This window comes from Actinocorallia sp. A-T 12471 (assembly GCF_033875155.1).
Classification (GTDB): domain Bacteria; phylum Actinomycetota; class Actinomycetes; order Streptosporangiales; family Streptosporangiaceae; genus Actinocorallia.
The window spans coordinates 46572-71083 of sequence record NZ_JAWZTE010000011.1 but is presented as its reverse complement, the minus strand read 5'-3'; the positions used below and the strand labels follow the sequence as shown (position 1 = coordinate 71083).

20 protein-coding genes are annotated in these 24512 nt (G+C 72.2%); 12 read left to right on the top strand and 8 right to left on the bottom strand.

Annotated features, from left to right (window positions below; all coding sequences use genetic code 11):
• Positions 1-5 precede the first annotated feature (5 nt).
• Positions 6-1040 (top strand): iron ABC transporter permease, encoded by a 1035-nt coding sequence (locus tag R9X44_RS26360; protein ID WP_319816975.1) that lies wholly within the window; start codon positions 6-8, stop codon positions 1038-1040.
• Positions 1037-2098, top strand: a complete 1062-nt coding sequence (locus tag R9X44_RS26355; protein WP_319816974.1) for a FecCD family ABC transporter permease — start codon at positions 1037-1039, stop codon at positions 2096-2098. Before R9X44_RS26360 ends, R9X44_RS26355 begins: the two co-directional genes overlap by 4 nt.
• A 3-nt stretch (positions 2099-2101) precedes the next feature.
• Here the strand turns inward: R9X44_RS26355 and R9X44_RS26350 are convergent, their stop codons facing one another.
• The gene (locus tag R9X44_RS26350) at positions 2102-2719 is read right to left on the bottom strand and encodes a hypothetical protein (RefSeq protein ID WP_319816973.1); all 618 of its coding nucleotides are present in this window, start codon (positions 2717-2719) and stop codon (positions 2102-2104) included.
• Between the two features lie 147 nt (positions 2720-2866).
• Here R9X44_RS26350 and R9X44_RS26345 point away from each other — a divergent pair, with 147 nt between their 5' ends.
• Entirely contained in the window at positions 2867-3025 is a 159-nt protein-coding gene (locus tag R9X44_RS26345) for a hypothetical protein (protein ID WP_319816972.1), read from the top strand.
• A gap of 1 nt (position 3026) precedes the next feature.
• On the opposite strand, the gene R9X44_RS26340 is transcribed toward R9X44_RS26345, so the two are convergent.
• Entirely contained in the window at positions 3027-3563 is a 537-nt protein-coding gene (locus R9X44_RS26340; RefSeq protein WP_319816971.1) for a hypothetical protein, read from the bottom strand.
• 131 nt (positions 3564-3694) lie between these two features.
• Here R9X44_RS26340 and R9X44_RS26335 point away from each other — a divergent pair, with 131 nt between their 5' ends.
• From R9X44_RS26335 to R9X44_RS26325, 3 genes are read left to right on the top strand one after another with little or no spacing between them, the layout of a single operon-like run.
• Positions 3695-4858 carry a sensor histidine kinase gene (locus R9X44_RS26335; RefSeq protein WP_319816970.1) on the top strand — a complete coding sequence of 388 codons (1164 nt, stop codon included), beginning with the start codon at positions 3695-3697 and terminating at the stop codon, positions 4856-4858.
• On the top strand, positions 4855-5550 hold the full coding sequence (locus tag R9X44_RS26330; protein WP_319816969.1) for a response regulator transcription factor: 696 nt from the start codon (positions 4855-4857) through the stop codon (positions 5548-5550). The genes R9X44_RS26335 and R9X44_RS26330 overlap by 4 nt, the downstream gene beginning before the upstream one ends.
• Positions 5551-5593: 43 nt before the next feature.
• On the top strand, positions 5594-7012 hold the full coding sequence (locus R9X44_RS26325; RefSeq protein ID WP_319816968.1) for an aldehyde dehydrogenase family protein: 1419 nt from the start codon (positions 5594-5596) through the stop codon (positions 7010-7012).
• Between the two features lie 36 nt (positions 7013-7048).
• Here the strand turns inward: R9X44_RS26325 and R9X44_RS26320 are convergent, their stop codons facing one another.
• Complete coding sequence (locus tag R9X44_RS26320; RefSeq protein ID WP_319816967.1) at positions 7049-7975, bottom strand: hypothetical protein; 927 nt, start codon at positions 7973-7975, stop codon at positions 7049-7051.
• A 119-nt stretch (positions 7976-8094) separates the two neighbouring features.
• Here R9X44_RS26320 and dxr point away from each other — a divergent pair, with 119 nt between their 5' ends.
• From dxr to R9X44_RS26305, 3 genes are all read left to right on the top strand, one after another.
• Positions 8095-9291 carry a 1-deoxy-D-xylulose-5-phosphate reductoisomerase gene (dxr, locus tag R9X44_RS26315; protein WP_319816966.1) on the top strand — a complete coding sequence of 399 codons (1197 nt, stop codon included), beginning with the start codon at positions 8095-8097 and terminating at the stop codon, positions 9289-9291.
• Between the two features lie 4 nt (positions 9292-9295).
• On the top strand, positions 9296-10471 hold the full coding sequence (gene ispG, locus R9X44_RS26310) for a flavodoxin-dependent (E)-4-hydroxy-3-methylbut-2-enyl-diphosphate synthase (RefSeq protein ID WP_319816965.1): 1176 nt from the start codon (positions 9296-9298) through the stop codon (positions 10469-10471).
• Positions 10472-10592: 121 nt separating this feature from the next.
• Positions 10593-11435: a GNAT family N-acetyltransferase gene (locus R9X44_RS26305; protein ID WP_319817181.1), complete on the top strand. Its 843-nt coding sequence runs from the start codon at positions 10593-10595 to the stop codon at positions 11433-11435.
• 45 nt (positions 11436-11480) lie between these two features.
• Here R9X44_RS26305 and R9X44_RS26300 read toward each other — a convergent pair whose 3' ends face one another.
• Both R9X44_RS26300 and R9X44_RS26295 read right to left on the bottom strand, forming a co-directional pair.
• The gene (locus R9X44_RS26300; protein ID WP_319816964.1) at positions 11481-13097 is read right to left on the bottom strand and encodes an alpha/beta hydrolase; all 1617 of its coding nucleotides are present in this window, start codon (positions 13095-13097) and stop codon (positions 11481-11483) included.
• A 374-nt stretch (positions 13098-13471) separates the two neighbouring features.
• Positions 13472-14830, bottom strand: coding sequence for a PucR family transcriptional regulator (locus R9X44_RS26295; protein ID WP_319816963.1), 1359 nt, complete (start codon positions 14828-14830; stop codon positions 13472-13474).
• A gap of 105 nt (positions 14831-14935) precedes the next feature.
• Between R9X44_RS26295 and gabT the strand changes: the two genes are divergently transcribed.
• Positions 14936-16267, top strand: a complete 1332-nt coding sequence (gabT, locus tag R9X44_RS26290; RefSeq protein WP_319816962.1) for a 4-aminobutyrate--2-oxoglutarate transaminase — start codon at positions 14936-14938, stop codon at positions 16265-16267.
• 917 nt (positions 16268-17184) lie between these two features.
• Here gabT and R9X44_RS26285 read toward each other — a convergent pair.
• Both R9X44_RS26285 and R9X44_RS26280 read right to left on the bottom strand, forming a co-directional pair.
• On the bottom strand, positions 17185-18363 hold the full coding sequence (locus R9X44_RS26285) for an extracellular solute-binding protein (protein WP_319816961.1): 1179 nt from the start codon (positions 18361-18363) through the stop codon (positions 17185-17187).
• A 240-nt stretch (positions 18364-18603) separates the two neighbouring features.
• Entirely contained in the window at positions 18604-18906 is a 303-nt protein-coding gene (locus R9X44_RS26280; RefSeq protein WP_319816960.1) for a hypothetical protein, read from the bottom strand.
• A gap of 227 nt (positions 18907-19133) precedes the next feature.
• Between R9X44_RS26280 and R9X44_RS26275 the strand changes: the two genes are divergently transcribed.
• A complete protein-coding gene (locus R9X44_RS26275; protein WP_319816959.1) occupies positions 19134-20477 on the top strand; it encodes a CoA transferase in 1344 nt (447 codons plus the stop codon).
• Between the two features lie 109 nt (positions 20478-20586).
• The gene (locus tag R9X44_RS26270; RefSeq protein WP_319816958.1) at positions 20587-22683 is read left to right on the top strand and encodes a hypothetical protein; all 2097 of its coding nucleotides are present in this window, start codon (positions 20587-20589) and stop codon (positions 22681-22683) included.
• Between the two features lie 141 nt (positions 22684-22824).
• On the opposite strand, the gene R9X44_RS26265 is transcribed toward R9X44_RS26270, so the two are convergent.
• Entirely contained in the window at positions 22825-24432 is a 1608-nt protein-coding gene (locus R9X44_RS26265; protein WP_319816957.1) for a PucR family transcriptional regulator, read from the bottom strand.
• Positions 24433-24512 lie beyond the last annotated feature (80 nt).

Sequence of the window (24512 nt, the reverse complement as noted above, 5' to 3'; positions counted from 1 at the left end):
CGCACATGGCAGTGACCGCCACCAAACCGCGCGGCGCGGGGCCCAGGAAGCCCGGCGCCGCGCGGCTTGCGTTCGCCCTGCTCGGCGCGCTCGTCCTGCTGGCCGCCGCGCTGCTGGCCAGCGTCCGGTACGGCAGCCTGCCGACCTCGTTCGGCGCGGTCTTCGACGTGCTGCGCGGCCAGGGCGACCCGTACATCACGACGGTCGTCGAGAGCCGGTATCCGCGTACGGTCCTGGGGGTGCTGGCGGGGGCGTCGCTCGCCGTCGCGGGGTGCCTTATGCAGGGCGTGACGCGCAACCCGTTGGCGGAGCCGGGGATGCTGGGGATCACGGCGGGGGCGTCGGCGAGCATCGTCGTCGCGACCGCGTATCTGGGCATGTCGGGGCAAATGGCGACGCTGCTGTGGGCGCTGCCCGGCGCGTTGCTGGCCGGGCTCGTCGTCTACGCCGTCGGGACAAGGGGCGGCGGGTCGGGGATGGTTCGGCTCGTGCTGACCGGGGCCGTGCTCTCGGCGGTGCTCTCGGCGTTCATCCAGGCGGTGACGCTCAGCAAGCCTGCCGTCTTCGACAGCTACCGGTACTGGGTCGTCGGGTCGCTCGGCGGGCGCGGCTTCGACGTCTTCTGGACGGTGCTGCCGCTGGCCGGGGCCGGGCTCGTCGCGGCGCTGCTGCTCGGGCGCGCGCTCAACACCGTCGCCCTCGGCGACGACTCCGCGACCGCGCTCGGCGCGAAGCCCGCGCGGATCAAGGCGGCCGGGCTGCTCGCCGCGACCGTGCTCGGCGCGGCCGCCACCGCAGCCGTCGGACCTATCGCCTTTGTCGGACTCGCTGTGCCGCATGTGGTGCGGGTGCTCGTCGGCGTGGACTTCAGGTTGCAGCTGCTGTTCTGCGCGCTGTTCGGGCCGTCGCTGCTGCTGTTCGCCGACGTGGTCGGCCGGCTCGTGCTGCGGCCGCAGGAACTCATGGTCGGCGTCGTGACCGCGTTCGTCGGCGCGCCCGCGCTGCTGATCGCGGTCCGCAGGATGAAGGGGAACGCATGAGCGCGCGGGTCAGGGCGGTCGCGCCGTCCGGGCTGCTGCTAGTGCGGCTCGCGCCCGGCGTCGGCTTCCCCGTGCGGCCGCGCAGCCTTGGCGTCGGGGTGCTGCTCGTCGCGCTGACGCTCGCGGCGTCCGTCGCGACGCTGACGCTCGGCCGCCTCGGCATCGCCCTCGCCGACCTGCCTTCGGCGCTCGCCGGGAACGCGACCGGCAAGGACGCGTTCGTGGTGAACCGGCTGCGCGGGCCGCGCCTGGCCACCGCCGCCGCCGTCGGCGCGGCCTTCGGCCTGTCCGGCGCGCTGTTCCAGTCGGTCACCCGCAACCCGCTCGGCTCACCCGACGTCATCGGCCTCGGCGCGGGAGCGGGCGCGGGCGCGGCCGTCACCGCGCTGCTGCTTCCGGGGGTGCTGCCGGTCTCGGCGGGCGCGGTCCTCGGCGCGGCCCTGGCGATGGCCCTGGTCTACGTCGCGACCGGCAAGGGCTTCCGCAGCCCGGGCCGTCTCGTCGTCGCGGGCATCGGCGTGACGGCGATCGCCAACGCCCTCATCGAGTACGTCGTCTACGCCGTCGAACGCGACAAGGCGAGCGTCCTCAAGTCCTACGTCAACGGCAGCCTCAACGCCTCGGCCTGGGACGACGCCGCCACCGCCGCCCTGGCCCTTGTCCTCTGCGCCCCCGTCGTCGCGGCCCTGGCCCGCAACCTCACCGCCGGCGAAATGGGCGACGACACCGCCGAATCCCTGGGCGCGTCCCCCGACCTCACCAAAACCCTCGCCGTCCTCGCCTCGATCGCCCTGTCCGGCGCGGCCGTCGCGGCCGCGGGCCCCATCGCCTTCCTCGCCCTCTGCAGCCCCCAAATAGCCAAACGCCTCACCCGCGCCTCAGGCCCCCACCTGACCCTGTCCACCCTGACGGGCGCGCTCCTCCTCATCCTCGCCGACCTCGCCTCCCAACACCTCCCCCTCTTCGAGAACCTCCCCGTCGGCATCTACACCATGGCCCTGGGCGGCGCCTACCTCGCCTACCTGTTGGTCCACGAATGGCGCAAAGGCGCACTGTAGGGCTCACCGCTCAAGGTCATGCCGCACAGCGAGAAACGTCGCACAAATCCGCCCGAACACCCGATTCTCCAACCGCGACTCCGCACCGGTGGACCCCGTGTTCGGAAACGACACGGCCCCCGCGGTGTTCACATCCCGCCAAGCACAAATGATCGTCTCCGCCTCCTCCGGCGCATACCCGCACACCGAAACCCCACCCAACGGCCCGCTCGCGAGCTCCGAAACCCCCACCAACTCATCCTGCCCATACCCCCCGGAAATCCGCTCCACCAGCACATCCCGCACCTCAAGCGAAGGCCCAGGCTCCGCGACAACATCATCAGACACCCCCCTCTCCGTCTCCACAGCCACCACAGCACTGAACTCCGAAACCGGCGCATCCCCCTCCACAGAGGGCAACCGATAGTAACCAGTCACCACCTTCCGCACTTCCCCAGGCAACCCCACCCCCAACTCCCCCGGCTCCCTCCCCTCAACCTTCACCAATCCCCCCGCCACCCCCGGCACCCCCACAACCCTCTCCCCCACCCGCGACTCCGGCTCCCGAGGCTCCCCCGCCTCCGGATACCCCCCACCCCCACACCCCACAACAAGCCCCAAAGCCCCCACCACAATCCCCACCCGAACCCCCCGCACCCCAACCCCCTCCCCGAGCACGCCACCCGCACTCCCACCCCCACCCCACCCCACTCCCCGCCCACCCACCAGTGACCCAACTCCCCCCACCCCCGGGACCCCCCTACCGCCCAAGAGGCAGGGGCACGATCAGTGAGTCGAAGTTCGGGGAGCCAGAGCGGGCCGCGGGACCTGTGGGATGAGGCCGAACGCGTCGTCGCCCAGTGGGCCCGGCTCGGACGGCCCGGGCGCGACCGGTACCGGATGCGCGTGACGCCCGACGGGCAGCGGCTGGAGAGGGTCGGGACGTGAGTCAGGCGCGGGGTTGTGAGGTGGGGTGGGTTAGGTGGGGGAGGAGCAGGAGGTAGTAGAGGCCGGTTAGGAGGGGGCCGCCTAGTTGGGAGAGGGGGATGGTGAAGAGCCAGGTCAAGGGGAGGGCGGCGGTGTGGGGGCGGGGCAGGGACTTGGTGCGCCAGAGGGCTGCGGCGAGGGTTAGGGAGCCTGCTAGGAGGGTGAGGTTGGCGGGGAGGGCTACTGCGGGGAACCAGGGGAAGTCTTCGCCGTTGAGGTTGGAGGAGGTGGCGCCGAAGGCGAGGAGGGCGTTGCCGGTGGTGATGAGGGATGCGCCGATGGTGGCGGTGCGGGTGGAGTGGGCGGCAAGGGTCCAGATGAGGGGGATGACGAGGATCAGGCCAAGGGCGAAGAGGGCGAGGATGATGTGTTCTTCGCCGGTCACCAGGGGGTTGGTGTCCTGGGGGCGGACCGCCTGCATGAGGCCGAGGACGATGAAGGCGAGGCCGCCGACCACGGTGCTTGCCGCCGCCGGGCGGGTGATGCGTGCTGTGTTCATGTACGGAACGGTAGGAAGCGGGGCGTCCCGGTCACATCCGTCCATGAACGCTTGTACCTACGCCGATTCGGTGAAGGGCGTCATCCCGGTGGGTGACGCCTTGTCCCGGCACGTTCAGGTACTTTGCCCACGTGAACCCCCCGAAGCCCGCGTTCCGGCACGAAGTCCCGGCCGGGACGTTCTGGGAGTCGGGGCGGATCGATCTGGCGCTGGCGGGGCTGCTCGCCGTCTGGGCCCTGCTCGAAGTACTCCCCGACGGGCCCGATCCGTTCGTCGTCGAGGCCGCGTTCGCGCTCGCGGTGACGCTCCCGGTGGCGCTGCGCAGGCACGCGCCGCTGCTGCTGCTCGCCGTCGTGGTCGCGGCGTTGCTCGCCCGGGCCGCGACGGCGACGGGCCCGCCCGCGACCGTCGCGCCGTTCCCGTCGATCCTCGTCGGCGTCTTCTCCGCCGCACTGCACGCGCGGTCGGGCCTCGGCGCGGTGGTCGGGTGCGCGCTCGCGCTCGGCGGGATGCTCGGCGCGGAGGCGCTGCGGTTCTACGGCGCGCGCTCGGACTTCTCCTCGCTCGCGGTGATGGTCTTCTTCATCGTCGGGGCCTGGGGCGCGGGCCTGCTCCTCAGACGGCGTGACGCCGCCGCCCGCGCGGCCGACGTCCGGGCCCGCGAGCGCGCCAGGGAGGCGGTGGCGGCCGAGCGGCTGCGGATCGCGCGCGAGCTGCACGACGTCGTCGCGCACTCCCTTTCCGTCATCGCGGTCAACGCGGGCGCGGCGCGCGAGGTAGGCGGAATCGATCCGGAACTGGCGCGCGGCCACATGGACGCCGTCGCCGTCACCGCGCGCGAGGCCCTCGCCGAGATGCGCCTTGTCCTGGAAGCCCTACGCGCCGACGGTGACGAGTCCCTCGCGCCCCAGCCGACCCTCGACCTCCTCCCCGACCTCATCGACCGCGCGAGAGCCGACGGCCTCCCCGTCCGCCTCACCACCGAAGGCGTACGACAAGACCTCTCCGCGGGCCTCGAACTCGCCGTCTACCGGATCGTGCAGGAGGCGCTAACGAACGTCCGTAAGCACGCCGGACATCCCGAGACGGAAGTACGCCTGACGTACGGGCCAGCCGAAGTGACCGTAAGGGTCCACAACGCCAAGGGCGACGCGACGACCCCGTCAGACGAGCCCGGTTACGGCCTCCCCGGTATGCGCGAACGCACCCGCCTGTACGGCGGCACCCTGAACACCGGCCCTACGCCCGACGGCGGCTACCTCGTCCTTGCCCGACTCCCCTTGGAGGCCCCGTGAACGACGGCGTGATCAGAATCCTGGTGGCCGACGACCACGCCCTCGCCCGCTCGGGCCTGGCGACGATGCTCGGCGTCCAACCCGACCTGGAGATCGTCGGCGAGGCGTCCGACGGCCTCAGCGCGGTCGCCGAGGCCCGCAGACTCGCCCCCGACCTCGTCCTCATGGACATCCGCATGCCCGGCCTGGACGGCATCGAGGCCACCCGACGCATCCGCGCCGCCCCCGGCCCCTCGGTCCTCATCCTCACCACCTTCGACCTCGACCGATACGTCTACGAGGCCCTAAGGGCGGGCGCGGGAGGCTTCCTCCTCAAGGACGCCCCTCCCGGCCAGCTCGCCGAGGCGGTGCGCACCGTCGCGGGCGGCCAGGCCCTCCTCGCCCCGGCCGTGACCCGCAGGCTGATCGAGCGATTCCTGTCCGTCCCGCCGACCGGCGGCGACGGCCTCGCCCCGCTCACCGGCCGCGAGCGCGAGGTGCTGACCCTCCTCGCCCGGGGCGGCTCCAACGCCGAAATAGCGGCCCGCCTGCACCTCTCGGAGGCGACGGTGAAGACCCACGTCTCCCGCATCCTCACCAAGACGGGGCTGCGCGACCGCGTCGCGGCCGTCGTCTTCGCCTACGAGCAGGGCCTAGTCCGCCCCGGAGACCCGTCCGGGACCGGTCCATTGTGGAGCGATACCGAGCCATAGTGGACAGTGGGCGCGCACCCCGGCCCGGGGTTAGCGTGGGGACATGAGCGCTACTCCTTTCTGGCTGGCCGGGCGGGCCGCCACCGGTGATGACGAGATCGTCGTGACGCACCCGTGGGACGGGCGGGAGGTCGGACGCGCGTCCGTGCCTACCGAGGCGCAGGTGGAGGAGGCGGTAGCGGCGGCGTACGCGGTGCGTAAGGAGGCCGCCGCCCTTCCGATCCACGTACGCGCCGAAGCCCTCGCCCACGTGGCACGCCGCCTGGAGGAGCGCAAGGAGGAGATCGCAAGGCTGATCACCGGCGAGAACGGCAAGCCGCTGCTGTGGGCGCGCGGCGAGGTGGGCCGCGCGGTCTCGGTGTTCAGGTTCGCCGCGGAGGAGGCGCGCCGCTGGAGCGGTACCGCGCTGCGGCTCGACACCGACCCGGCCGCCGAAGGCAGGCTCGCGTACGTCGCCAAGGTCCCGCACGGCGTGGTCCTGGCGATCACCCCGTTCAACTTCCCGCTGAACCTCACCGCGCACAAGGTCGCGCCCGCGATCGCGGTCGGCGCCCCGGTGATCGTGAAGCCCGCCCCGAAGACCCCGCTTTCCGCGCTGATCCTCGGCGAGATCCTCGCCGAGACGAACCTGCCCGAGGGCATGGTGTCGGTCCTGCCGGTCCCGAACGAGCGCGCCGCGGCCCTGACGGCCGACGAGCGCCTGCCCGTCGTGTCGTTCACCGGCTCGGGTCCGGTCGGCTACGCCATCCAGGACTCGGTGCCGCGCAAGCACGTCGTCCTCGAACTCGGGGGCAACGCCGCTGCCGTCGTCTGCGGCGACGCCGACCTCGACTGGGCCGCCCAGCGCACCGCCCTGTTCTCCAACTACCAGGCCGGCCAGTCCTGCATCGCCGTCCAGCGCGTCTACGCGGTCGACGGGATCTACGACGCGTTCGTGCCGAAGCTCGTCGCGGCCGTCGAGGGCCTGGTCACCGGCGACCCGTGGGACGACGCCACCCAGGTCGGCCCGCTCATCGACGAGGACGCCGCCAAGCGCGTCGAGTCGTGGGTGGAGAGGTCGGGCGGCACGGTCCTCACCGGCGGCAAGCGCGAGGGCGCGAACTACGCCCCGACGGTCCTCGCCGACGTCCCCGAGACCGCCGAGGTGTCCTGCGAGGAGGTCTTCGGCCCCGTCCTGCTGGTCCAGCGGGTCGCCGACGTGGACGAAGCCTTCGCCAAGGTCAACTCCTCCAAGTATGGCCTCCAGGCGGGCGTCTTCACCCGCAGCCTCGACGTCGCGTTCAAGGCCCAGAGAGAGCTCGAAGTGGGCGGCGTGATCGTAGGCGACGTCCCGTCTTACCGGGCCGACCAGATGCCGTACGGCGGCGTCAAGAAGTCCGGCGTAGGGCGCGAGGGTGTGGCGAGCACGATGGCCGACTACACCTACGACAAGGTCATGGTCCTCACGGGTCTCGACCTCTGAGCACCCCGAAGGCCGGGGCGTAACGCGCCCCGGCCTTCACATGCGTTCGGCGCGCACATACAACTCGCGTATGGCGTCGCCGAAGTAGGGGCCGTACATGGTGGCCCCGTCGTCGGCGTACTTGAAGCTGCTGACGGACGTCACGGTTCCGGTGCCCGTCGCGGGGTCGAAGCCGGTGAGCCAGGGGCCGCCGCTCGATCCCTGGGTGAGGTCGCAGCGCAGTCCCTGCGCGACGGTCGCGTGGTGCGGGTCGGGCTTGGGGGTGCCCGCGCAGTAGGCGAGCCGTTCGCCGTCGTAGCGGCCTTCGGCCGGGTAGCCGAACGCGTGCACCGCGCGTCCCCTGGGCTGGCCGAAGGCGATCGCGTTGGCCCCGACGAGGTCGGCGGCCCGCCCGGCCGGCGACGGGTGCAGGGCGACCATCGCGACGTCGTAGTCGTCGTCGGAGGTGGACGCCCACTGGTCGGGCACCGCCATGAGCCGCGCGGTGAACCCGCCCTGCGGCCCGCCCCCCTCGCGGTAGCCGGGCACGAAGATCCAGTTGTCCGCCCAGCGCCCCCGCGTCCCGTAAGCGCAGTGCCCGGCTGTCACCACAAGGTCGCGTCCCGTACTGCGCACGGTAGCGCCCGAGCACAGGTAGTCCCGCCCCTCCATGGTGAAGAAGACCTTCCCCACCGACGGGACCACGCCGCCGCCCAACGGCCACACCGCCCCGTGACTCCTGCGCGCGACGGCCTGCGCGCCGTGCGCCGCCCGGCGCGAGCGCGGCACGACGGGGCTGACCGCCCCCACCATCCGGTCGGCGGTCCAGTACCGCAGCACCCGTTCCCGGTGCGCGGGCCCGGACGGCAGCGCGCGCGAGACCACGGGTTCGGAGGACGGGATCGCGGTCCCCCCTGCGGGCGCCATCGGCGAAAGACCGACCAGCGCGACGACCCCCGCCGCGATCCAGCCCCCCTTACCCATGACGAGACAGTGTGCAGCACCAAACGTGTTTGCGCGGCTACTTTTGGTGAACTTGCATGACGGGTGCGTCCCCCCGGCACAATGAGGGCCCGCGGTCGGGGATCGAGAAGGGTGCACCAGTGGCGCAGACGGCTGTGCAGGAGATCGTCGTACTCGGCTCGACCGGGTCGATCGGCACCCAGGCGCTGGACATCGTGCGCCGCGAGCCGGGCAGGTTCCGCGTCGTCGCGCTCGCCGCGGGCGGCGCGAAGGTCGAACTGCTCGCCGCGCAGGCGCTGGAGTTCCAGCCCGAGGTCGTCGCGGTGGCCAAGGCGACCGCCGCGCAGGACCTGCAGCTCGCGTTCTACGCCGAGGCCGCCAAGCGCGGCTACAACAAGGGCGAGTACCGCATCCCGAAGATCGTCGCGGGTCCCGACGCGGTCGCCGAGGTCGCCGCGCACCCCTGCGACGTCGTCCTCAACGGCGTCACCGGCGCGCTCGGCCTCGCCTCGACCCTCGCCGCGCTCGACGCGGGCAGCACGCTCGCCCTCGCCAACAAGGAGTCGCTGATCGTCGGCGGCCCGCTGGTGAAGGCCAAGGCCAAACCGGGGCAGATCGTGCCCGTCGACTCCGAGCACTCCGCGCTCGCCCAGTGCCTGGTGGGCGGCAGGGCCGAGGAGGTGCGCAGGCTCGTCGTCACCGCGAGCGGCGGCCCGTTCCGCGGCATGTCGCGCGCCGAACTGGAGAAGGTGACCGTCGCCGACGCGCTCGCGCACCCGACGTGGGCGATGGGCCCGGTCATCACGGTGAATTCCGCCACTCTGGTGAACAAGGGACTTGAGGTGATCGAGGCCCATCTCCTGTTCGACATCCCCTTCGACCGGATCACCGTGATGGTCCATCCGCAGTCGGTCATCCACTCGATGGTCGAGTTCGTCGACGGCTCGACCCTCGCCCAGGCGAGCCCGCCGGACATGCGGCTGCCGATCGCGCTGGGCCTGACCTGGCCCGACCGCATCGACCGGCCCGAGTACGGCGTCGACTGGACCAAGGCGCACACCTGGGAGCTCTTCCCGCTGGACGACGAGGCGTTTCCGGCCGTCCAGCTCGCCCGTCAGGTCGGCGAGGAGGGGGGAACGTCACCTGCTGTCTACAACGCTGCGAACGAAGAGTGCGTCGATGCTTTCCTGAAAGGCCACATCTCATTTCCTTCCATAGTGGACACCGTCTCGGATATCGTCTCGGCACATCAGACAATCCGGACGCCAACGCTCGAAGACGTGCTCACGGCTGATCGGTGGGCTCGCGAGAGCACGCGGCAACGACTGACACAATAGGAACATGAGCGTCGAACTCGGTCTGCCGAAGATCCGCCCCCAAGCCCCTCAGGTCTCCTCCCGCCGTAAGTCGCGTCAGATCATGGTCGGGAGCGTGCCGGTGGGCGGCGACGCCCCCGTGTCCGTCCAGTCGATGACGACGACCCTCACCTCCGACGTCAACGCGACGCTTCAGCAGATCGCGGAGCTCACCGCCTCCGGCTGCCAGATCGTCCGGGTCGCCTGCCCCTCGCAGGACGACGCCGACGCGCTCCCGCTGATCGCCAAGAAGTCGCCCATCCCGGTCATCGCCGACATCCACTTCCAGCCCAAGTACGTCTTCGCGGCCATCGACGCCGGCTGCGCGGCCGTCCGGGTGAACCCCGGCAACATCAAGAAGTTCGACGACAAGGTCGGCGAGATCGCCAAGGCCGCCTCCGACGCCGGCGTGCCGATCCGCATCGGCGTCAACGCCGGGTCGCTCGACAAGCGCCTGCTGGAGAAGTACGGCAAGGCCACCCCCGAGGCGCTGGTGGAGTCCGCGCTGTGGGAGTGCTCCCTGTTCGAGGAGCACGGCTTCCAGGACATCAAGATCTCGGTCAAGCACAACGACCCGGTGATCATGATCGAGGCGTACCGGCAGCTCGCAGCCAAGTGCGACTACCCGCTGCACCTTGGCGTCACCGAGGCCGGGCCCGCGTTCCAGGGCACGATCAAGTCGGCGGTCGCGTTCGGCGCGCTGCTGTCGCAGGGCATCGGCGACACCATCCGCGTCTCCCTGTCGGCCCCTCCCGTCGAGGAGATCAAGGTCGGCAACCAGATCCTCGAGTCGCTCGGGCTGCGCGAGCGCGGCCTTGAGATCGTCTCCTGCCCGGCGTGCGGCCGCGCCCAGGTCGACGTCTACACCCTCGCCGACCGCGTCACCGCGGCTCTTGAGGGCTTCCCGGTGCCGCTGCGCGTGGCCGTCATGGGCTGCGTCGTCAACGGGCCCGGCGAGGCGCGCGAGGCCGACCTCGGCGTCGCGTCCGGAAACGGCAAGGGGCAGATCTTCGTCAAGGGCCAGGTCATCAAGACGGTCCCCGAGGACCTCATCGTGGAGACCCTCGTCGAGGAGGCCATGCGGATCGCCGAGGAGCAGGGCATCTCGGTCGATCCCGACGACGAGTCCGGCCCCGGCGTCTCGGTCGTGACCAAAGCCTGACCCCCGGAATCGACCCGCAGCCCTTGATCGCCGGACCTCCTCCCGCCTCCTCCGCGCCCCGGCCGGAGGCTTAGGCTGGTGGGGTAAGCGCCGAGCGATGTCAGGTGGGCTGCCGATGCGGATGCTGGGTTCCCTCCCGGTGCGGGTCTTGGACGACCGGCACCGGGCTGAGGTCTTGGCGATCCTCGACGCCGATCCGGTGGGCAACGTGTTCGTCGCCTCCCGGGTGCACCAGGCCGGGCTCGACCCGGCCAGGCTCGGCGCGCAGATGTGGGGCTACTGGCACGACGGACGGCTTGAGTCGCTGTGCTACGCGGGGGCGAACCTGATCCCGGTGGCGGCGGGTTCGCACGCCGTCCGGGCGTTCGCTGAGCGGGCCCGTGGCCAGGGCCGCCGGTGCAGCTCGATCGTCGGGCCGGTGGCCGCCGTGCGCGAGCTGTGGGACCTCCTGGAGCCCTTCTGGGGGCCGCCGAGGGCGATCCGCGCGATCCAGCCGGTGATGGCCACCTCGCAGCCCAGCGACTTCCCCCCGGACCCCTATGTGCGGCGTGCCAGCATGTCGGACTTTGACACGCTTTATCCGGCGTGCGTGGCGATGTTCACCGAGGAGGTCGGCGTCTCACCCGACGCGGGCGACGGCGGGATGCTCTACCGCGCGCGGGTCGCCGAACTGATCCGGGCGGGCCGGTCGTTCGCGCGGATCGAGGGCGGGCGTGTGGTGTTCAAGGCGGAGATCGGGGCGATCACGCCTTATGCCTGTCAGGTCCAGGGTGTCTGGGTGAATCCGGAATCGCGCGGGCAGGGGCTGTCTGAGTACGGGATGTCGGCGGTGGTGGCCATGTCGCTGCGGGACATCGCGCCCGTGGTGACGCTGTACGTCAACGACTTCAACACACGGGCGCGCGCCGCCTACCACCGGGTCGGATTCGTCGAGGTCGACGAGTTCATGAGCGTCCTGTTCTGAGCCTCGACCCTGTCCCGAGGCAGTTAAGGCCCGGCCCTGTACCGGCTAGCGGCCCGGGAGCGCGTCCTGGGCGACCCTTGCGGCGTCCTGGGCGATCTGGCGTGCGGTGCCGCGGCCTGCGGGCGGGACGGGCTCGGGAAGGGCGGGCACCCTCGTCGTCGTGCCCTGCGGGAGGCGTCCGGTGAGCAGGTAGCGCTCGAAGATCCGGTCGAGCGCGCGGTTGCCGCGCTGCAGAATGCCGTGGGTGAGGCCGCGTTCCTCCACGACGAGGTGGCCGCCAAGCCGACGGCGCATCTCCGGACCGCCCCGGAACGGCGTGGCGGCGTCGAGGGTCGCCTGGAACAGCAGGACGGGCGGCAGGCCCGCGCGGCGGCGGATCTCCACCGGGACGCCCGGGGCTGCCTTCCAGTACCGGCACGGCAGGTTGTACCAGGCGTTGCTCCACGTCATGAAGGGGTACCTGCGGGCCAGGGCGGCGTGGTCGCGCCGCCAACGGGACCAGCGCGACGGCCAGGGCGCGTCGGTGCACTGGGTGCCGGTGTAGACCGCGTAACCGCCCGACTCCTTCTGCGCGCCCAGGTACTGGTAAGCCAGGACGATGCCTCTGTCGTCGCCCTCCTTGCGGGCTTGCAGGGCCTGTCCTAGCAGCGGCCAGACGCCGTCGCCCGCACGGTAACCGGCGGCGAGGAAGGCGTCGTCGAGTTCGTCGGGGCCCACGCGGACGAGCTTGTTCTCGGCCTCGGCGGGCTTCTTGCCGACCCGTCCGGCGACCGGCTTGCGGGCGAGCGCGGCGCGCGTCCTGCGGTAGAAGGCGCGGACCTCGGCGCGGGTGCTGCCGACCCCGAACACGTCGTCGTGACGGGCGACCCAGGCGAAGAAGAGGTCGAGGTTGCGGTCGAACGTGCGGTTCTGCCGGAGGTTCGCCTCGTACCAGACGCCCGTGGGCGAGACGTTGGAGTCCAGGACCATCCGGCCTACGCGACGCGGATGCAGCGTCGCGTACACGCCGCCCAGGTAAGTGCCGTACGAGACGCCGTAGAAGTTGAGTTTGTTGTCGCCGAGGGCCTTGCGGAGGGACTCCATGTCGGCGACCGTGTCGGTCGACTTGAGGTGGTCGAGCAGGTCGCCGTACTTGGCGTGACAGGCGGCGGCGTATGCGCGGGCGCGCTTCTTCCAGTAAGAGAAGTCCTCGGGAGTGCGCGGGTTGTAGTCGCGGCGTACGGGGTCGAAGTAGCCCGGCGCACAGCTCATCGGGGCGCTGCCGCCGGTACCGCGCGGGTCGAACCCGACGATGTCGTACGCCGCGCGCACCCGCTTCGACGCGCGTCCGGCGACCGCGACGGCGAAGTCGGTGCCCGTCCCGCCAGGCCCACCCGGATTCACCACGAGACTGCCCCGAGGCTTTCCGCCTGTCGCGGGGATGCGCGACACCGCGATCTCGATCGTCCGCCCGCCCGGCCTGCTCCGGTCGACGGGCACCCTGAGCTTCGCGCACTCCACCCGCACGCCCTTCAACGACTCGAACAGCCCCGCATAAGCGGGCAAAGCCGACCGACACGCCTTCCACGCGAGCTCGGGCACCGGCGCGGCCTCGGCCCTCCCGGGCACCGCCGCCCCGGCGAGCAGCAACACGACGACGGTCGGCACACCCGGAGTCCTCATCCCCCGATGATCGAACGCCCCCGCCTCTCCCCCACCCCGCGAAACACCCCCATGGCGAACCCTGGCACTCCAACAGACCCCCCTTTCCCCTCCCCCGAAGCAGCCCCGCCAGGCGCGAGCCGCCAAGCGCTTCCGCCAAGCGCGCGCTATACGCGAACCGCCAAGCACGCACTACACGCAAGCCGCCAAGCACGCGCTACACGCGAACCGCCAAGCACGCGTTATACGCGAGCCGCCAAGCGCGCGTTATACGCGAGCCGCCAAGCGCGCGCTACACGCAAGCCGCCAAGCGCGCGCTACACGCGAACCGCCAAGCACGCGCTACACGCGAACCGCCAAGCGCGCGCCGCTGCGCGCGGGCCAGGGGCGTGGGGTTAGGGGTTTGGGGGTGGGGGGTCGGTGAGGGTGAGGGCTATCCAGAGTTCGGCGCGGGTGGTGGGGTCGTCGAGGTCGCGGGCCAGGAGGTCGGCGGCGCGGCGCATGCGGTGGCGCAGGGTGTGCCGGTGGACGCCAAGGGCGCGGGCGGCGGGGTCGCCCTGGCCGTGGTGGGCGAGGTAGGCGTGCAGGGAAGCGCGCAGGGACGGGTCGAGGGGGGCCAGGAGGTCGGCGGCGGCTTCCCGCGCGGGGTCGCCCAGGTGGCCGAGGACGCCGCCCGGGAGGTCGCTGTGGCGGCGGACGCCCTCGGCTGGACGGGCGCGTTCGGCCTGCGCGAGGGAGCGTGCCGCCTCCGTCAGCGGAACCGCCTCGCCGACCCCGACGGGCCCCGCCGCGACGGCCAGGGCGGCGACCCGCTCGACGAGCGCATCCGGCGCGATGACGGCCGTGAGCGTGCCGTGCGGGGCCGTCAGGCAGCGATCGGCCGCCGGGTCGCCTTCGAGGGCGTCGGCGGCGTCCTGGCCGCACAGCAGCACCCTGACGGGCTCGTCGGGGAAGCCCGGAGCGCCGCCCAGCAGCATCCGGCCCAGCGCCTCGCGCACCCGGTGCTCGCCCGTCTCCGAGAGCAGGCTGAGCAGCGACACAGCCGCCCCGACCACGGTGTGCGCGACCGGCCGCAACTGATCCGGCGTACCGACCGCGAGGTACGCGCGCGGCCTACGACCCAGCCCGACGGGCTGCACCACGACCGGCCCCGGCAGCGCGAGGCTCGCGGCACTTGCCAGCCGCGGAAGCTCCACGGCTATCTCCGGCGCGCGTACGCGAGCCGAATCCGGCGCGGCGTAACGCACCTCCCCGGCCGGGTCCAAGAGAAGCGCCCACCCACGCAGCACCCGCGCGAGCACAGCCAAGACCGCGTCCGGGCCGCGCAAGGCCGCCCGCGCAAGCTCCCGCTGTGCCTTGGCCGCCCGTGTGACGTCCTCATACTGCTCGGCCGCCAGCATCCGTGACACGGCCTTGCCTATCGCGACGAACGGGGTCGGCCTGGGCACCTCGAGCAACGGAAGCCCATATACGCGGGCCGCCTCCACCAGCGCGGGAGGCACCCTGTCATGTCCGAGTCCTACGCCGAACCCCAACCCCGCGACGTCACGGCCCACAAGGCGCGACACGTACGTCTCGGCATCCTCCAGCCGCATCCCCGTCGTCAGTACCAGCTCGCCGCCTTCGAGGAACGGCGTCGGGTCGGCGAGCTCGCTCACCGCGACCCAGCGGACCGGCACGTCAAGGGGCGCTTCGGTGCGCGGGAGCAGCCGCAACGCGGGCAGGGCCGCCACCGCGGCGAGGGTCGGTGCCATGATCGTCCAGAGCGGGTGTGGATGTTCCAAGGTGTCCAGTTCGGACGGCCCAGTTGTCCGGTGTGGACCGTCCCCAGCCTAGGTCTTCCCGCCTAGGGTCGAGCCATGAGCGAGCCGATGAACGGCGGGCCCGACCTGCCGCAGCAGCGCAAGATCGTCACCGAGATCCCCGGTCCGAAGTCGCGGGCCCTCCAGGAACGCCGCCTGAAGGCGGTGCCCCCGGGCGTCGGCTCGACCCTGCCCGTCTACACCGTCGCGGCGGGCGGCGGCGTCCTCGTCGACGTGGACGGCAACAGCCTCATCGACTTCGGCTCCGGCATCGCCGTCACCAACGTCGGCAACGCCCACCCGGAGGTCGTCCGGCGGGTGCAGCAGCAGGTCGCGGCGTTCACCCACACCTGCTTCATGGTCACCCCGTATGAGCCCTATGTCGAGGTTTGTGAGCGGCTGAACGCGCTCACCCCCGGCGACCACGAGAAGCGGACGATCCTCGTCAACTCGGGCGCGGAGGCCGTCGAGAACGCGGTGAAGATCGCGCGGTACGCGACGAAGCGGCCCGCCGTCGTCGTCTTCGACCACGGCTACCACGGGCGCACCCTGCTCACGATGACCCTCACGGCCAAGAACATGCCGTACAAGGAGGGATTCGGGCCATATGCGCCCGAGGTGTACCGGGTGCCGATGGCCTACCCGTTCCGCTCCCCCGAGGACGGGCCCGCGACCGCCGCCCGCGTCATCGACCAGATCACCAAGCAGATCGGCGCGCACAACGTCGCCGCCGTGCTGGTCGAGCCGATCCTCGGCGAGGGCGGCTTCATCGAGCCGTCGCCCGGCTTCCTGCCCGCGATCGCCGAGTTCGCCAAGGACAACGGCATCCTGTTCATCGCCGACGAGATCCAAACCGGCTTCGGCCGCACCGGGCACCTGTTCGCCAGCGAGCACGAGGGCATCGTCCCGGACATCATCACCACCGCCAAGGGCATCGCGGGCGGCCTGCCGCTCGCCGCCGTCACCGGCCGCGCCGACGTCATGGACGCCGTCCACGGCGGCGGCCTCGGCGGCACCTACGGCGGCAACCCCCTCGCGTGCGAAGCCGCCCTGGCCGTCTTCGACGCCCTCGACGCCGACGACATCACCGCCAAAGCCGCCCGCATCGGCGACATCATGCTCCCGGCCCTGCGCGCCCTCGCCGCCGCCGACCCGCGCATCGGCGACGTCCGGGGCCGCGGCGCGATGATCGCCATCGAACTCGTCAAGCCCGGCACCACCGAGCCCGACCCGGCCCTCGCCGCCTCCATCGCCAAAACCTGCCACGCCAACGGCCTCATAGTCCTCACCGCAGGCACCTACGGCAACGTCCTCCGCTTCCTCCCACCCCTGGTCATCCCCGAACCCCTCCTCCACGAGGGCCTACAAATCCTCACAGAAGCGTTCTAATTGCCGCGCTGTGTTTTGTGGGCCTCGCTCCGCTCGGCCGGTGATTGGGCGCCTCAAGCCGCCGTCTTCCCTCCGGACTTGCTCGCCTAGCGGCTCACAAGTCCTCCGGTCCAGACGACGGCGCGCCCAATCACTCCCAGCGTTAGGACCCACGGCCGTGGCCCCGGCTGACCTGGAACCCTCACACAGCGCTAAGTCCCGAGGCCGTGGCCACGGCGGACGTGGTCAACGACGCGCCCGATCACTCTCAGCGTTAAGCCCGAAGGCCGTGGCCCCGACTGGGGCTCGCTCTGTGGTGTTCTGCTGAAGGTGCGGTCTCGGCGGGCGTGGGGGCCTTGCGCGGTGCTGGGTGCCGGGGGCGTGGTCTCGGGGGTGGGGTGGGGGTGGGGGCAAAGCGACACAGGGGCTTTTGCCGAGTGCTGACCGGGGGGTGGGACGGGGCAAAGGTGGGGGCACGTACAAAGGAGGAGAACCGAGGAACGGTCACCGCGAAGGGGGAGAGCAAATGAGCCGCACGACCAGCCGAGAGGGCATGGTCCTCGGCGCCGGCGCTCGCGCCCGCATGCCGGGCGGCTCAGGGGTGTTCGCGCACGCTTCGATCGGCGTGCCCGCCCTGCGACCCGGCGATGGCCGTTCACGGTTCCCCGGAGGGACGCGAGCGTCCTGAAGGGTGAGGCGAAAGACCTCACTGGATAAGCGGGGCCCCTGGCTTTCGGGGGGTTGGCCAGGGGCTCCCGCTCCCACAAAGGGATGCGAAGTAGGCGGTTCTCGCCCACGCGTCCGCGAGACGGGCCTGACTGGGGGCGGTCGGGCCCGTTCTCGTTTCCCGAAACTCGCCAGAGGCGAGAAACTCAGAGACAAGATTCTTAACACTAAGATTATTAGGACCTCGGATAAGATTCTTAGGACCGAGATTCTCAGGGCTCTGTCGTGACGCGGGTCCAGGCTTGGGTCCAGGCGTCCCAGCGGGCGCAGTCTTCGCAGTCCTGCTTCGGGGAGCGGGCGAAGACCAGGGAGTCGAGGTAGGAGCGGTCGCCGACGTGGTAGGCGGTGCAGAAGCCGGGGCGCAGTGAGCCGCACGCTTCGCCGTTGGCGGGGGCGACGCCCTTCCACTCGGCCATCAGGCGCTGGACGCCGGGGGTCGAGACCCACTCCATCCAGCGGTACATGCAGCCGGGGTGCCGTGCCGTGGCGCTCATCATCCAGGCGTTGGCCCAGCCGGTCCTGCCCTCGCGCGGCCCGGCCTCGGCGACGGGACGGCCGCCCTTGAGGAGCACGTCGAGCGTGTGCGCGTCGGCCATCGCGATCTTCGCGCCGCCCGTGGCGAGGCCCTCGACGGGCTCGGAGCCGTCACGCCAGACCGTCCGCACGTTGCGGCGCTGCTCAACCAGGACGTCGGCGACCGCGTCGAGCTGCGGGACGGTCAGCGCGAACGGGTCTTCGATCTTCAGTTTGGGGCGGCGTTCCTTCAGCCAGAGGGCGGCGAGCCCGAGCGTCGCCGGGGAGTCGCGCCACAGGACGGTGCCGCGCTGCTCGTCCTGCGGCGAGAACACCTCACCCCACGATGACGGGCTCGCCGCCCTCGGGTCGTACAGCAGCAGGTCCGCGCCCCACGCGTTCGGCACCCCGTAGACGGCGTCCTTCGCGTCCTCGTCGTCCTCGTCGTCCTCGTCGGCCTTGACGGTGACGAGCGCGCGCAGCTCGGGCGCGATCGACCGCAGCACCGGAAGCAGGTCGGGGTTGAGCGGCGCGGCGGCGTCGCCCGCGATCAGCTCGCCCGCGACCTCGACGGGCACGAGCCCGCCGTCGTAGCCGCCGGCCGCGAGCCTGTCGCGCACGTCCTTGGCGGTGCCGACGGTCCGGACGGTGACCTCGCAGCCCGTCGTCTTCTCGAACGGCGTCACCCAGTCGGCGGCCTGGTCGACCGCGCCGCGCTCGGCGTACCCGGGCGGCGCGACGAGGGTCAGCGCGCCCTCCCCCGCGGCGACCGAGGCGGCCGGGGTGACCGCGCCGCGCGGCCGCGGGTCGTCGCCGCTGCACCCGGCGAGCGCGAGCGCGAGGAACACGCCGACCGCGCAAGGCCGAAGAAGACTCATGACCGCGCAGCCTAACCGTTCTCCCGCCCCGTCCGCGCCGGGCCCTCAGGCCCCGGGCCCCGCCCGGCCCCGCGCCCGTCGGAGCCGGGTGCGCGGGACGCGGGGCGGGCGGGAAGGTGACGACCCCGGGGGCGGGGCCGGGCGGGTGCGCTCGTCAGGGGCTTGGAGGAAACGAGTGCGTCCGCTTGCCCTCCGGGGTCGTCGTGGGCCGTTGGATGTGGCGGGGCTGGGGTACAGCTGTCACCTTGCGGGGTTGCCCGGCCGGGTCGCCAACGGCACCGGTCGCGCCGGGGGTGTGCCGAGCCGGAGGAAGCTCGGTGCGGTCCGGAGCGCCGGGGTCTCTGACTGGATGAGGTCAATCCGGGAGACGAGGCCCTCGACGTCGAGGGCCTCGACGAAGTCGCCGATGTCGCGTTCGCGGGGCGGCAGCGCCCACCACCTTCGCGTCGCGGGACCGAACCAGATGGTCCAGCGCGGATATCGGCGGACCAGGAAGGACAGTTCCGCGACGTGTTCCGCAGTGAGCCCTTCCGCGTCCGACATGTCCGCCTCCCCTTTCCCCGTCCATTGTCGAGTGTGTCCAGAGAAACAATTCAGGTCAAGAGTTGTAGGAATGTTCCGCAATGCCGTGGGATACCGGAAAACCGCTTACCTTCGGCATGCCGATCCGGGTTACGGAAATGGCGTGCGCCGGGGTCGCGGGCGGATTCTTCCCGGGTGGGCCGCGCCACACCGTGATTCGGCTGCCGGAGGACGGGAAGACCGCCCAAGTGAAGGACACGACCGAAGAACAGACCGCGTGGCTGTGCGGCCTCGCGGAGCTCCCCCCGGTCCCCGTCGCGTTCGGCGGCGCCACCGACCTGCTCCCGTCGGTGTACCAGGTCGGCACGGTGGCCGCCGCGAGCGTCGGCGCGGCGACCGCCGCGGCGGCCCTGCTGTGGGAGCTGCGCGGGGGGCCGCCCGCCGCCGCGACCGTCGACCGCGGGCACGCCGAGTTGGCGTTCCTTTCCGAGCGCGTCTTCAAGATCGCGGGGCGGCCGCTCCAGCTTTGGGCGGAGTTGTCCGGCGATTATCGGACGCGTGACGGGTGGGTGCGGCTGCACTGCAACTTCCCCGCGCACGAGGCCGCCGCCCTAAGCGCGCTAGGGTGCCCGCCCGAACCCGACGCCGTCGCACGGGCGTGCGCCGCGCTCGACGCGGTGGACGTCGAGGAAGCCGTGCTCGCCGCCGGAGGGGCCGCCGCGGCGCTGCGCGACAGGGCCGAGTGGGCGGCGTTCGCGCACGGGCCGCTGCTCGCGCTGAACCGGATCGGCGACGGGCCGGTCGTCCGGCCGTCCGCCGCTGAGCTGCCGCTTGAGGGCCTGCGGGTGCTCGATCTGACGCGCGTCATCGCCGGACCCGTCGCGACAAGGCTGCTCGCCGCCTACGGGGCCGACGTGCTGCACGTCGGCGCGCCCGCGGTGCCCGAAGTGCCGGGTCTCGTGCTCGACATGACGTTCGGCAAACGGGTCTGCCGGCTCGACCTGAAGACCCCCGAAGGCCGCGCCGACCTGCGCGCGCTCGTCGCCGACGCCGACGTCCTCGTGCAGGGCTACCGGCCGGGCGCGCTCGCCGCGCTCGGCTTCGGCCCCGAGGACCTGCGCGCGCTCAACCCGTCGCTGGTGACCGTCGACGTCCAAGCCTACGAGCCGGGCACGCCGTGGGCCGCGCGCCGGGGGTTCGACAGCCTCGTGCAGTTCTCGACGGGCATCGCGCTCGAGTCGCAGCGCGCCGCCGACGCCGACTCGCCCGGCGCGCTCCCCGCGCAGGCGCTCGACCACGCCACCGGCTACCTCGGCGCGCTCGCCGCGATGGGCGGCCTCGTCCACCGCGCCGCGAGCGGCGGCTCGTGGCACGGCACCGTCTCCCTCGCCGCCACCGCGCGCTGGCTCGACGCGCTGGGCCGCACCGCGGTACGCCCCGCCGGAACCCCGCCCGACGACGTCCTCGCCGCCATGGACAGTCCGCACGGAGTCCTCAGCTTTGTGCTTCCACCCGGCATGGTCGGCGATTTCCGTCCCTTCTGGGCGACCCCGCCCCCCGGCGACGCGCTCGATCCCCCGAAGTGGCGCTGAAAACCATTTTTTCCCCCGCTCCGTAATCTGTCCGCATTCTTCTCCCCCCGAAGCAAGTAATAGGTGTCCTGCAGTTCCGGCAACCTTTCCTGATTCGGGGGGAAATAGCTTGTCCACCACCACACCGCCCAACCCGTCAGCGTCCGCGCGCGGCCCGCGCCGCGCGGCCTCCGCGGCACTCTCGGTGGCCCTGACCAGCGCCTTGACCGGAGCCCTGACGGCGGCGCCGTCCTACGCGGCGGCTCCTCCGCCTCCCCCGCCACAGCCCGCACGCCACCCCATCGTGATCATCCTCGACCCGGTTTTCATCCCGTACACACCCGTCGCACCCGCCGTTCCCGCCCAGCAGCCCGCTTCGGGACCCGCACAGCAGGGCGACCCCTTCCCGAGCCCGATGCCCGTCCCCGCTGACGCACCCGTCGGCGACGCGTCCGACTCCGCGCCCTACTTCGGGGAGGGCGCGCCCTTCGTCCCGGGCCAAGCCGAAGGCCAGGATTCTGCAGGAAGGCCCTACTTCGTCCAGGAACCGGGGACTGACTCCGCAGCACCCGACGCCTACCTCGTCCCCGGCCTCGGCCTCACCTCCGACGCCGACAGCCGCGACCCGTTCCCCGCCGACGTCTACGGCACACCCGATCCCCGCGGCACCTCACTGCCCGCTCCGGAAGACCCGGCTGACCAGAAACCCGCGGTGAAGCGCCCCGCCGCACCCGCCCCGAGCCCCACGACTCCGAGCCCCGCACCCACCGCCTCAAAAACCGCGAGCCCCGCGCCGAAGACCCCGAACGCCGCGCCCACAGCGATCAAGTCCCCGAGCCCCACACCGACGGGCTCCAAGACCGCAAGCCCCGCGCCCACGGGCTTTGCGACCCCGAGCGCCGCGCCCACGGGGGTCAAGTCCCCGAGCCCGACGCCGACGGGCTCGAAGACCGCGAGCCCTGCGCCCACGGGCTTTGCGACCCCGAGTCCCGCGCCGACGAGCCCGACCCCGACGTCTGGGAGTGACGCTTCCGCTGAGCCTGTGAGCCCCTCCCCTGCGGTGGACGTGCCCGCGTCGCCGACGCCCGTCCCGTCGGTGCCCGGGGTTCCGAGTCCGGCTGTGCCGTCGAGTGCGGACGAGCCCGGTGCGGCGCGGCCGGGCTCGGTCGGCAGGCCCTGGATCGCGGACGCGATCCTCGAGGCGCTCGCCAAGGGACCCAAGCGGAACAAGGCGAAGACCCCGGCCGACGACCCGCTGCCCCCGGGCCTCGACGCCGAGAAGCCCGAGGCGGTCGGCGCTGAGCCGCACATCCCCGAGCCTGACGAGCCAGGCGTCACGCGTCCCGGCTCGGCAGACCCGGACACGGACGTGCAGGACACCGGGGACCCCGGTACCGAAGCACCCGGTACTGACGCGCCCGGCGTCGGGGAGGTCGACGGCGAAACCCCTGACGAGCCGGGTGTCGAAGACCCGGGCGCCGAGGAGCCTGCCGACGAACTCCCGGCGACTGACGAGCCCGGATCGGAGGAGCCCGGGACCGACGTGCCCGGGACCGACGTGCCCGGTGCGGAGGAGCCGGGGACGGAGGAGCCAGGGGCCGAAGACCCGGGCACTGAGGAGCCCGGATCGGAGGAGCCCGGATCGGAGGAGCCCGGAATCGAAGGGCCTGGGGCTGAGAAGCCTGGTGCTGAGGAGCCCGGGACGGAGGAGCCGGGCGCGGAGACGCCGGGGTCTGAGGAGCCCGGGGCTGAGGAGCCTGGGACGGAGGAGCCTGGCGCGGAGACGCCGGGGTATGAGGAGCCCGGGGCTGAGGAGCCCGGGGTTGTGGGGCCGCGGATGCCGGTGGGGACGACCGTGGCGACGTCGTTCTGGGATGCGCGGACGGCGTCGGGCAAGCCGATGCGGTATCGGACGCTCGCGAGCCCGTACTGGCCGCTGGGGACGAAGGTGCGGATCACGTATGGGGATCGCAGTGCGATCGGGTATGTGGAGGACTTCGGGCCCGCGCAGTGGGCGGTGCGCCAGCACCGACCTCCGGCGATCGTTGATCTGTCGGAGAAGATGATGCAGCGGCTGACGGGCAGGCGGTCCCACGCCGTCAAGGTGAAGTTCGAGGTGCTGCGCTGGGGCAAGGGCCGCCGTTACAAGACCGCGGGCATCGGCTACGCCCTCGCGATGGGCGACCACGACCGCGCCCGCCCGAACAAGTCCGCCGACGACCGCTGACCGACCGGGCTGCCGGGAGCCCGCCTCCCGGCAGCCCGACGCACCCAACGCGCTGTCCCGGGCGCGCCACCTCCCGGGACACGCGCCGAAAAGCGCGGCGATCCCGACCAGGGCCCCGAAGCGCAGGCCGGAGGGGTGGGGTTAGGGGGATTGGGGGCGGCGGAGGGAGGTTAGGGCCAGGAGGGCCACGTGGAGGGAGGTGCAGGTCTCGATGTCGTCGAGGTCGGTGTTGAGGATGCGTTCTATGCGGCGGAGGCGTTCGTAGAGGGCGGGGCGGGACAGGTGGGCGCGTTGGGCGGCTTCGGCTTTGTTGCGGCCGGCGTCGAGGTAGAGAGAGAGGATGCCGGTCAGGTCGGAGTCACGTTGGGCGTCGTATTCGAGGAGCGCGCCGAGTTCGCGTTCCACGAACGTCTGGAGGCGGGCGTCGTCGCGCAGGAGGTGCAGGAGGCCGCGCAGGCGCAGGTCGGGGAGGCGGTAGAAGGGGCGGTCGCCGGGGCCCCGCGCGGCGACGTCGGCCACCTGCTCGGCTTCGAGGAACGATCTGCGGACGTCGCGCACCGACTCCACGACCGACCCGCACGCGACGACGGCGTCCGGCGCGCTCTCGCGCAGCGCCCCCGCCAGCGCGGTCAACGCCCGCTCGACCTGGGTGCGGTGCGGCAGCGACGCGAGCACCCCCACCCTGGCCTGCTCGGTGCCCTCCCCCAGCACCCCGACGAGCGCCGCGAGCCCGGCGGCCCGGCTCGCCGCCGCCGTCGCCTCCGCCAGATCCGCGACGGCCTCCGGCGCGGTCCGCTCACGCGGCCGGATCACCACCCCGAGCAGCCGCCGCCCGGAAAGCTGGACGCCCAGCGCGCGGGCCCGCGCGGCGGCCTCCTGCGGGTCGGAGTAGGCGTGCGCGAGGATCGCGCTGATGATCGTCCCGTGCGCCTGCCGCTCAAGTGACGCCTCGTGCCGATCCAGCAGCCGCCCGAGCGCCAGCGTCGTCGCGGCCCGCTCCATCAGGACGGTCTCGCGCGGCGTCGGCGCGGCCCCCGCGAGCATGATCAGCCGCCCCCAGTCCTCCCCCCGCGCCCCGACCATCGTGACGAGCCAGCCGGTCGCGTCGTCGTAGGCGGTCCGTTCTGCGGGCCGCACCGACCGCGACCGCGCCTCCCATGACGACAGCAGCTCGGCCGGGTCGCGCCCTGCCGCGTCGGCGGCGAGGACCTGGTGCGCGAGGTTCTCCAGCACCACGGGCCGCCCCGCGAGCACCGCGACCTGCCTGACGACCTCGTCGGGCCCCGCCCCCTCGACGCTGAGCTGGGTGAAGATCTCGTGCAGCTGTTCCGACGCGCGCAGCTCCTCGAGCTGGGCGTCGAGAATCCGCGCGTGGACCGCCTCGGTGACGTCGACGAAAAGCGTCTCGCGCTCCAGCACGATCACCGTCACGCCGAGCTTCTCGGCCTCCCTGACCAGCGCCTGCGGCAGTTCGCCCCGGTAGCGGCGGCCGAGTTCCACGATCAGCCCGCTCACCCCGACCTCGGCGAGCGCGCCGATGTAGTCGCGCAGCCTGGACGCCTGGTCGGGCAGCGCGATCCCGGTGGTGAGGACGAGTTCGCCGCCGCGCAGCAGCGGCGCGATGTCGGCGATCTCCGCGACGTGGACCCAGCGCACGCGGGAGTCGAGGCGGTCGCGGCCCGCCACCACCCGGGGCCTGCCGCGCCGCACCGGTTCGAGGTCCAGGACGTCGGCAAGGGTCGGCATCATCGCCCCATCATCCTAGGTGACCTGCATGAACATGCTGTAAAGGGTTCGGTCGATTCGCCGACATGTTGCAGCTGGCCGGA

What these genes read in the sequence shown, in the direction of transcription:
- R9X44_RS26295 (WP_319816963.1), bottom strand. Translation starts at nt 14,830, where the DNA reads ATGGCACCGACCCTCGCCGCGGTGGCGGCCCTGCCCGCGTTGCGGCTG.
- R9X44_RS26355 (WP_319816974.1), top strand. Translation starts at nt 1,037, where the DNA reads ATGAGCGCGCGGGTCAGGGCGGTCGCGCCGTCCGGGCTGCTGCTAGTG.
- R9X44_RS26340 (WP_319816971.1), bottom strand. Translation starts at nt 3,563, where the DNA reads ATGAACACAGCACGCATCACCCGCCCGGCGGCGGCAAGCACCGTGGTC.
- R9X44_RS26300 (WP_319816964.1), bottom strand. Translation starts at nt 13,097, where the DNA reads ATGAGGACTCCGGGTGTGCCGACCGTCGTCGTGTTGCTGCTCGCCGGG.
- R9X44_RS26280 (WP_319816960.1), bottom strand. Translation starts at nt 18,906, where the DNA reads ATGTCGGACGCGGAAGGGCTCACTGCGGAACACGTCGCGGAACTGTCC.
- R9X44_RS26320 (WP_319816967.1), bottom strand. Translation starts at nt 7,975, where the DNA reads ATGGGTAAGGGGGGCTGGATCGCGGCGGGGGTCGTCGCGCTGGTCGGT.
- R9X44_RS26285 (WP_319816961.1), bottom strand. Translation starts at nt 18,363, where the DNA reads ATGAGTCTTCTTCGGCCTTGCGCGGTCGGCGTGTTCCTCGCGCTCGCG.
- ispG (WP_319816965.1), top strand. Translation starts at nt 9,296, where the DNA reads ATGAGCGTCGAACTCGGTCTGCCGAAGATCCGCCCCCAAGCCCCTCAG.
- R9X44_RS26265 (WP_319816957.1), bottom strand. Translation starts at nt 24,432, where the DNA reads ATGATGCCGACCCTTGCCGACGTCCTGGACCTCGAACCGGTGCGGCGC.
- gabT (WP_319816962.1), top strand. Translation starts at nt 14,936, where the DNA reads ATGAGCGAGCCGATGAACGGCGGGCCCGACCTGCCGCAGCAGCGCAAG.
- R9X44_RS26325 (WP_319816968.1), top strand. Translation starts at nt 5,594, where the DNA reads ATGAGCGCTACTCCTTTCTGGCTGGCCGGGCGGGCCGCCACCGGTGAT.
- R9X44_RS26305 (WP_319817181.1), top strand. Translation starts at nt 10,593, where the DNA reads ATGCTGGGTTCCCTCCCGGTGCGGGTCTTGGACGACCGGCACCGGGCT.
- R9X44_RS26360 (WP_319816975.1), top strand. Translation starts at nt 6, where the DNA reads ATGGCAGTGACCGCCACCAAACCGCGCGGCGCGGGGCCCAGGAAGCCC.